Origin of the sequence: Alcanivorax sp. (genome assembly GCF_014762765.1) — a bacterium.
Lineage (GTDB): Bacteria > Pseudomonadota > Gammaproteobacteria > Pseudomonadales > Alcanivoracaceae > Alcanivorax.
This window is the reverse complement of sequence record NZ_JABURH010000202.1, coordinates 39,744-46,426: the sequence shown is the minus strand read 5'-3', so window position 1 is coordinate 46,426 and position 6,683 is coordinate 39,744. Positions and strand designations below refer to the sequence as shown.

Below are 6,683 nucleotides of genomic sequence, written 5' to 3'. Positions count from 1 at the left end.
GTCTACGCCGGCGGTTACAGCTGGGACACCGAATTTGAAGGCACTGTAGCCTCCGGTGGTGAAGATATCGATATGCAGGATGATCTGGGTTTCGATGAAGCCAACCAGCGGGTGCTCTATCTGGGCGTGGAACATGCCGTACCGCTGATTCCCAATGTACGGGTGCGTAGCCTGGATCTCTCTGATGACGCCAGTAACCGTCTGGAACGAACCTTTGTGTTCAATGGGCAGTTGTTTGTGGCCAACACCGAAGTGGAAACCGATATCGATCTGGATATCCTCGACGGCACCCTCTACTACACGCCGCTGGATAATGCCCTGAAAGTGAATCTGGGGCTGACCGTGCGCAAGATCGAAGGCAGCATCAGCCTGGACAACCTGCTGGTCAGCACCACCAAGAACTTCGATGAAACCCTGCCCATGCTGCATGCCTCCGGCCGGCTCAACCTGCCGGTGCCCGGCGTCTATGTGGGCGGCGAGATCGATACCATCAGCTACGATGGCAACACCTTACGGGATCTGACCGCCCGTATCGGCTGGCGTTCGGATTTCCTGCTGGGCGTGGAGCTGGGTTACAAGCACATGGATCTGGAGCTGGATGATGTCAGCGATCTGGACGCGGATCTGGACATGGGCGGCCCCTATCTGGCGGCCTCACTGAGCTTCTAGGCACAGACCGGACTGGCATTGCCCCTCTCACCCCATGAAAGAGGGAGCAATGCCTTTCGCGGCGCGTTACTCGCTACTGGCGCGTTCCCCCGACAGGGCCCTGTCACCCCTTTCCTGCTCTGTCATCTGCACCAGACGCGCATCCTTTTGCGCCCACAGATCACTGACCCACTGTTGCATTTCCGCCCGGAAGACCGGATCTTCCTGGTAATCACTGCGCCACAGGGCCGGGTCCAGGGCCCGGGTCTGCACATCGATCACCACCCGCGACACCCGACCGCAAAGCAGGTCCCAGAACCCTGGTGGAGTTCCCTCCGGGTAAAGAATCGTCACATCCAGCAGGGCATCCAGATTGTCGCCCAGAGCGGCCAGCACAAACGCTACTCCGCCGGCCTTGGGCTTGAGGAGATGCCGGTAAGGGGATTGCTGATCGCGGTGTTTTTCAGCGGTAAAGCGGGTGCCCTCCAGGAAGTTCACCACCGTCACCGGTATCCCCTGGAATTTCTCACAGGCCTGCCGGGTAATCTCCAGATCCTTGCCCTTCAGGTGCGGATTCTTGTCCAGAAACGCCTTGCTGTAACGCTTCATGAAAGGGTAATCCAGCGCCCAGAACGCGAGCCCCAGAAACGGCACCCAGATCAGTTCCTTCTTGAGAAAAAATTTGAAATAAGGGGTCTTGCGATTGAACGCCTGCACCAGGGCAGGAATATCCACCCAGGACTGATGGTTGCTGACCACCAGATAGGAGGTATCACTGCGCAAGTCCTCCACCCCGCGAATATCCCACTGGGTAGGCGTCATCAGCGCAAAGATGCCCTTGCAGATCTCGGCCCAGGTTTCAGCGATACCCATAACCACAGAGGAGCAGATCTGGCGGGCTCGCGCGCCCGGCAGAATCACCTTGAGCAACGCCACCAGCATCATGGGGCCAATCAGCACCAGCGTATTCAGCAGTAACAATATTGCGGTGATAACGCCTGTTATCGTGGCACCCATGCACACACTCCTGTTCTTTTTACTCCGTCAGGAAGGTTATTAAACCCGCTTCTCACAATCACGCAAGTGTGTCGGGCAAGGGGCAGGCATCTTCGCGATGCAAGCATCGCTTCCCACAGCCGCACCCTTACGGTATGGGAGTCATCTTTCACATGACGAACCTGGCTGCTGGATCAGCAGTGACAAAGCAAAAAAAACGGCACGCTGAGGCGTGCCGTTTTTTTATTACTCAGTGATGGGGTGAGACTATTCGCCTTTACGCTCCACCGCCATCTGGTCCACATTCTGGAAACCACGCGGCAGCTTGGCACCGCGGCGGCCCCGCTCCCCGTAATAGTGCTCCAGGTCGCCGGCCTTCAAGGTCAGGTGGCGTTTGCCGGCATGGATGGTAAGGGCATCCTGCGGCCCCAATACCTGCATGTCCTGCACGAACTCCACCCGGTCGGCCACCCGGGCAGCAGGGATGGACATCATCTTGTTGCCCTTGCCCCGTGCCATTTCCGGCAGCTCCTTCACCGGGAACACCAACAAACGGCCTTCGTTGGAAACCAGCGCAATCAGATCGTCCTCGGTGGACGCAATCGGCTTCGGCGGCAGCACCCTGGCGCCCTTGGGCACCGACAGCACCGTCTTGCCTGCCTTCTTGTTGGCCAGCAGATCCCCGTAGCGCACCACGAAGCCGTAACCGGCATCGGTACTCATCAGGTAGGCATCCTTTTCCTTGCCCATCACCGCCGCCATAAAGCTGGCCCCGGAGGGTGGGTTGACGCGGCCGGACAGGGGCTCGCCCTGGCCACGGGCACTGGGCAGGGTATGGGCCGGCAGGGAGTAACTGCGGCCGGTGCTGTCGATGAAGCACACGGGCTGGTTGGATTTACCCTGGGCCGAAGCCTTGTACTTGTCACCGGCCTTGTAGCTGAGGCCGACCACGTCCACATCATGCCCTTTGGCAGAACGCACCCAACCTTTCTCGGACAACACCACGGTCACCGGATCGGCGCTGACCAGATCGGTTTCATCCAGCGCCGTTGCCGCATCACGCTCTACCAGCGGAGAGCGACGGTCGTCACCATACTTGTCCGCATCTTCCTGCAGTTCCTTGGCCACCAACTTTTTCATCTTGGCGGTGGACCCCAGTGTTTCTTCCAACTTTTCCCGTTCTTCGTTGAGCTCATCCTGCTCACCACGGATCTTCATTTCCTCGAGCTTGGCCAAGTTGCGCAGCTTCAGTTCGAGGATGGCTTCCGCCTGGCGATCAGAAATACCGAAACGCTCCATCAGCACCGGCTTCGGTGCGTCTTCGGTACGAATAATATGGATCACCTCATCGATATTGAGGTAAGCGACCAAATAACCTTCCAGCAGGTGCAAGCGCTCCAACACCTTGTCGAGACGATGCTGCAGACGCCGGCGCACAGTGACCATGCGGAATTGCAGCCACTCGTTGAGAATCATATCCAGGCTTTTTACCTGCGGCCGGCCATCGATGCCGATCATGTTCAGGTTCACCCGGTAGTTCTTTTCCAGATCCGTAGTGGCAAACAGGTGGCTCATCAACTGCGGAATATCCACCCGGTTGGAACGCGGTGTAATCACCAGGCGGGTGGGGTTCTCATGATCCGACTCATCTCGCAGATCGCTGACCATGGGCAGCTTTTTCTTCTGCATCTGGTCGGCGATCTGTTCCAGCACCTTGGCGCCGGACACCTGGTAGGGCAAGGCAGTGATGACGATGTCCCCTTCCTCGCGCTCATACACGGCACGCTGCTTGAGTGAACCCTTGCCTTCCGCATACATGCGGATGATGTCGTTCTGGGAAGTAATCACCTCACCCTCGGTGGGGAAATCCGGCCCCTGGATGTACTGCATCAGATCATCCAGAGAGGCACCCGGGTCCTTGAGTAGATGGATACAGGCATTGGCCACTTCACGCAGGTTGTGCGGTGGAATATCCGTGCTCATGCCCACCGCGATACCGGTAGTGCCGTTAAGTAACACATTGGGCAGGCGCGCCGGCAGCAGCTTGGGCTCGTCCATGGTGCCGTCGAAGTTGGGCACCCATTCCACCGTGCCCTGGCCCAATTCGGAAAGCAGCACTTCCGCATAGGGGGCCAGTTTGGATTCGGTGTAACGCATGGCAGCGAACGATTTCGGGTCGTCCGCGCTACCCCAGTTCCCCTGGCCATCCACCAGCGGATAGCGGTAGCTGAACGGCTGCGCCATCAACACCATCGCCTCGTAACAGGCAGAATCACCATGGGGATGATACTTACCCAGCACGTCACCCACGGTACGGGCGGACTTCTTGTACTTGGCGGTGGCCTTCAGGCCCAGCTCGCTCATGGCGTAGACAATACGCCGCTGCACAGGCTTGAGGCCGTCACCGATATTGGGCAGCGCCCGGTCAAGAATCACGTACATGGAATAATCCAGGTACGCTTTTTCGGTATATTCCCTTAAGGGAAAACTTTCGAATTCATCAGCCATTTCTTCAATGCCTTCTTATTTACCCAGCACCGGTAAGTGCCGATAGGCCATACATTCTTTCGGCGCAAGGAGTTGCAAGTTTCAAGTTGAAAGTTACAACGCGAGGCCGGGTAGTTGTTCGCTGGACGGTATGCGTTCCGCGCTGGCCATTAACGGTGGTTCGCGGGCACGGCCTTGCCGGCTTGCACGTTCTGTTCCGCGCCTTGCAACTTGAAACTTTCAACTTGCAACTCAAATCTCCGCCAGATTGCCCTTCTCTTCCAGCCAGACCTTGCGATCGGAGGCGCGCTTCTTGCTCAGCAACATATCCATCAGCTGGTGGGTGTCGTCGCCGCCGGTCACTTCCAGACGTACCAGCCGGCGGGTGTCCCGGGCCATGGTGGTTTCGCGCAGTTGCAGCGGGTTCATCTCGCCCAGGCCCTTGAAGCGGGTGACATTGACCTTGCCGCGTTTCTTCTCGGCCTTGATGCGGTCCAGCACCCCTTCGCGCTCTTCCTTGTCCAGGGCGTAGTACACGTCCTTTCCCACATCGATGCGGTACAGCGGAGGCATGGCCACGAACACATGACCGTTCTTCACCAGCGCCGGGAAATGGCGCAGGAACAGGGCGCAGATCAGGGTGGCGATGTGCAGACCGTCAGAATCCGCATCGGCGAGGATACACACCTTGCCGTAACGCAGGCCGCCCAGATCATCACTGCCCGGCTCGATACCCAGTGCCACAGCGATATCGTGAATTTCCTGACTGCCCAGCACCTCGGCGGAATCCACTTCCCAGGTGTTCATGATCTTGCCGCGCAGGGGCATGATGGCCTGGTAGACCCGGTCCCGGGCCTGCTTGGCAGAGCCTCCCGCCGAGTCCCCTTCCACCAGAAAGATTTCACTCTGGGAAGGGTCGTCGCTGGTGCAGTCAGCCAGCTTGCCGGGCAATGCCGGGCCACTGGTGACTTTCTTGCGAGTGACTTTCTTAGCAGCGCGCAGTCGCTTCTGGGCATTGTTGATGCACAGGTCCGCCAGCTTCTCGGCCTCATCGGTGTGCTGGTTCAACCACAGGGAAAACGCATCCTTGACCACGCCGGAGACAAACGCGGCGGTCTGCCGGGAACTGAGACGCTCCTTGGTCTGGCCAGCGAACTGCGGGTCCTGCATCTTGACACTGAGCACATAGGCAACCCGGTCCCAGATATCTTCCGGGGTCAGTTTGACACCACGGGGCAGCAGGTTGCGGAACTCACAGAACTCGCGCATGGCTTCCAGCAAGCCAGAGCGCAGCCCATTCACGTGAGTCCCCCCCTGGGGAGTGGGAATCAAGTTAACGTAGGATTCCTGCACCAGCTCGCCACCTTCCGGTAGCCACATCACCGCCCAGTCCACCGCTTCGGTTTCTGCGCTCATGGCGCCATTGAAGGGTTCATCCGGTACCCGCTCCCAGCCACGGCCGGATTCCAGCAGGTATTCGATCAGGCCATCGGCGAACTGCCAGCTGTCGGTTTCGCCGCTGACCTGGTTGTCCAGGGTGACCAGCAGGCCCGGGCACAACACCGCCTTGGCGCGCAGCAGATGCTTGAGCCGGGACACGGAAATCTTCGGGGAATCGAAGTATTTGGCATCGGGCCAGAAACGCAGAATGGTGCCGGTGTTGCGCTTACCGACGGTGTCGACCACTTCCAGGTCGCTGCGTTTTTCGCCATCACCGAATTCCATGCGGTGCAGCTGGCCATCCCGTTTCACCAGGATCTCCAGCTTGGTGGACAGGGCATTCACGACCGAGACGCCCACCCCGTGCAGACCACCGCTGAACTGGTAGTTGTTGTTGGAGAACTTGCCGCCGGAATGCAACGTGGACAGGATCACTTCCACACCAGGCTTTTTCTGCACCGGGTGCATGTCCACCGGCATGCCGCGACCATCATCTTCCACTTCCACCCCGCCATCCTTCAGCAGCGTGACCTTGATGGATTTGGCATGGCCGGCCAGGGCTTCATCCACGGAGTTGTCGATGACTTCCTGGGCCAGGTGATTGGGGCGGGAGGTATCGGTGTACATCCCCGGGCGCTTGCGCACCGGGTCGAGGCCCGACAACACTTCAATATTTTCGGACGTATACGTATTGGCCATAGATTTTCCAGAAGCGCCAGACGCATGACGCCAGACGCTGAACGCTTGGCAAGATCAAGCGTCTGGCGTCTGGCCTCGGGCATCAGGCGTGTATTTCAATACCACAAAACCGCAGTATCAGCGGAATGAAGGCGTCAAAGTTATCAAAGCCGTGGCTGCCACCCAAGCCGCAATAGCGGTGACAGTCCCCGTAATAGTCCCAGCCGTCTTCCCAATCGAGGGTTTCATCGCCGGTCTGGGTGAGCAGAAGCAGGTTTTCCGGCTGGCTGATGGCCGGCACTTCATAGCGCTTCAGCTCGTCCAGCCAGGCCGGATTGAATTCCCAGGCCTCGCCAGTGTGATAGTTATGCTGGATACCTGTGTATTTGTCCAGTAGTCGCCATGGTCGAACGGCAGGATTTACGATTACCGCC

5 protein-coding genes are annotated in these 6,683 nt (G+C 58.6%); 1 reads left to right on the top strand and 4 read right to left on the bottom strand.

Translation table 11 applies throughout. The annotated features are described in order from the left end of the window. On the top strand, positions 1-669 hold a 669-nt coding region (locus tag HUJ17_RS15930; protein ID WP_290511614.1), incomplete at its 5' end, for a TIGR04219 family outer membrane beta-barrel protein. A 66-nt stretch (positions 670-735) separates the two neighbouring features. On the opposite strand, the gene HUJ17_RS15925 is transcribed toward HUJ17_RS15930, so the two are convergent. From HUJ17_RS15925 to HUJ17_RS15910, 4 genes are all read right to left on the bottom strand, one after another. After that, positions 736-1,665 (bottom strand): acyltransferase, encoded by a 930-nt coding sequence (locus HUJ17_RS15925; protein ID WP_290511613.1) that lies wholly within the window; start codon positions 1,663-1,665, stop codon positions 736-738. A gap of 246 nt (positions 1,666-1,911) precedes the next feature. Beyond that, positions 1,912-4,152, bottom strand: a complete 2,241-nt coding sequence (parC, locus tag HUJ17_RS15920; RefSeq protein ID WP_290511612.1) for a DNA topoisomerase IV subunit A — start codon at positions 4,150-4,152, stop codon at positions 1,912-1,914. Positions 4,153-4,383: 231 nt separating this feature from the next. Beyond that, a complete protein-coding gene (gene parE, locus HUJ17_RS15915; protein ID WP_290511611.1) occupies positions 4,384-6,270 on the bottom strand; it encodes a DNA topoisomerase IV subunit B in 1,887 nt (628 codons plus the stop codon). A gap of 82 nt (positions 6,271-6,352) precedes the next feature. Continuing rightward, positions 6,353-6,683 (bottom strand): YqiA/YcfP family alpha/beta fold hydrolase (locus HUJ17_RS15910; RefSeq protein WP_290511610.1); only part of this gene is annotated, 331 nt, incomplete at its 5' end.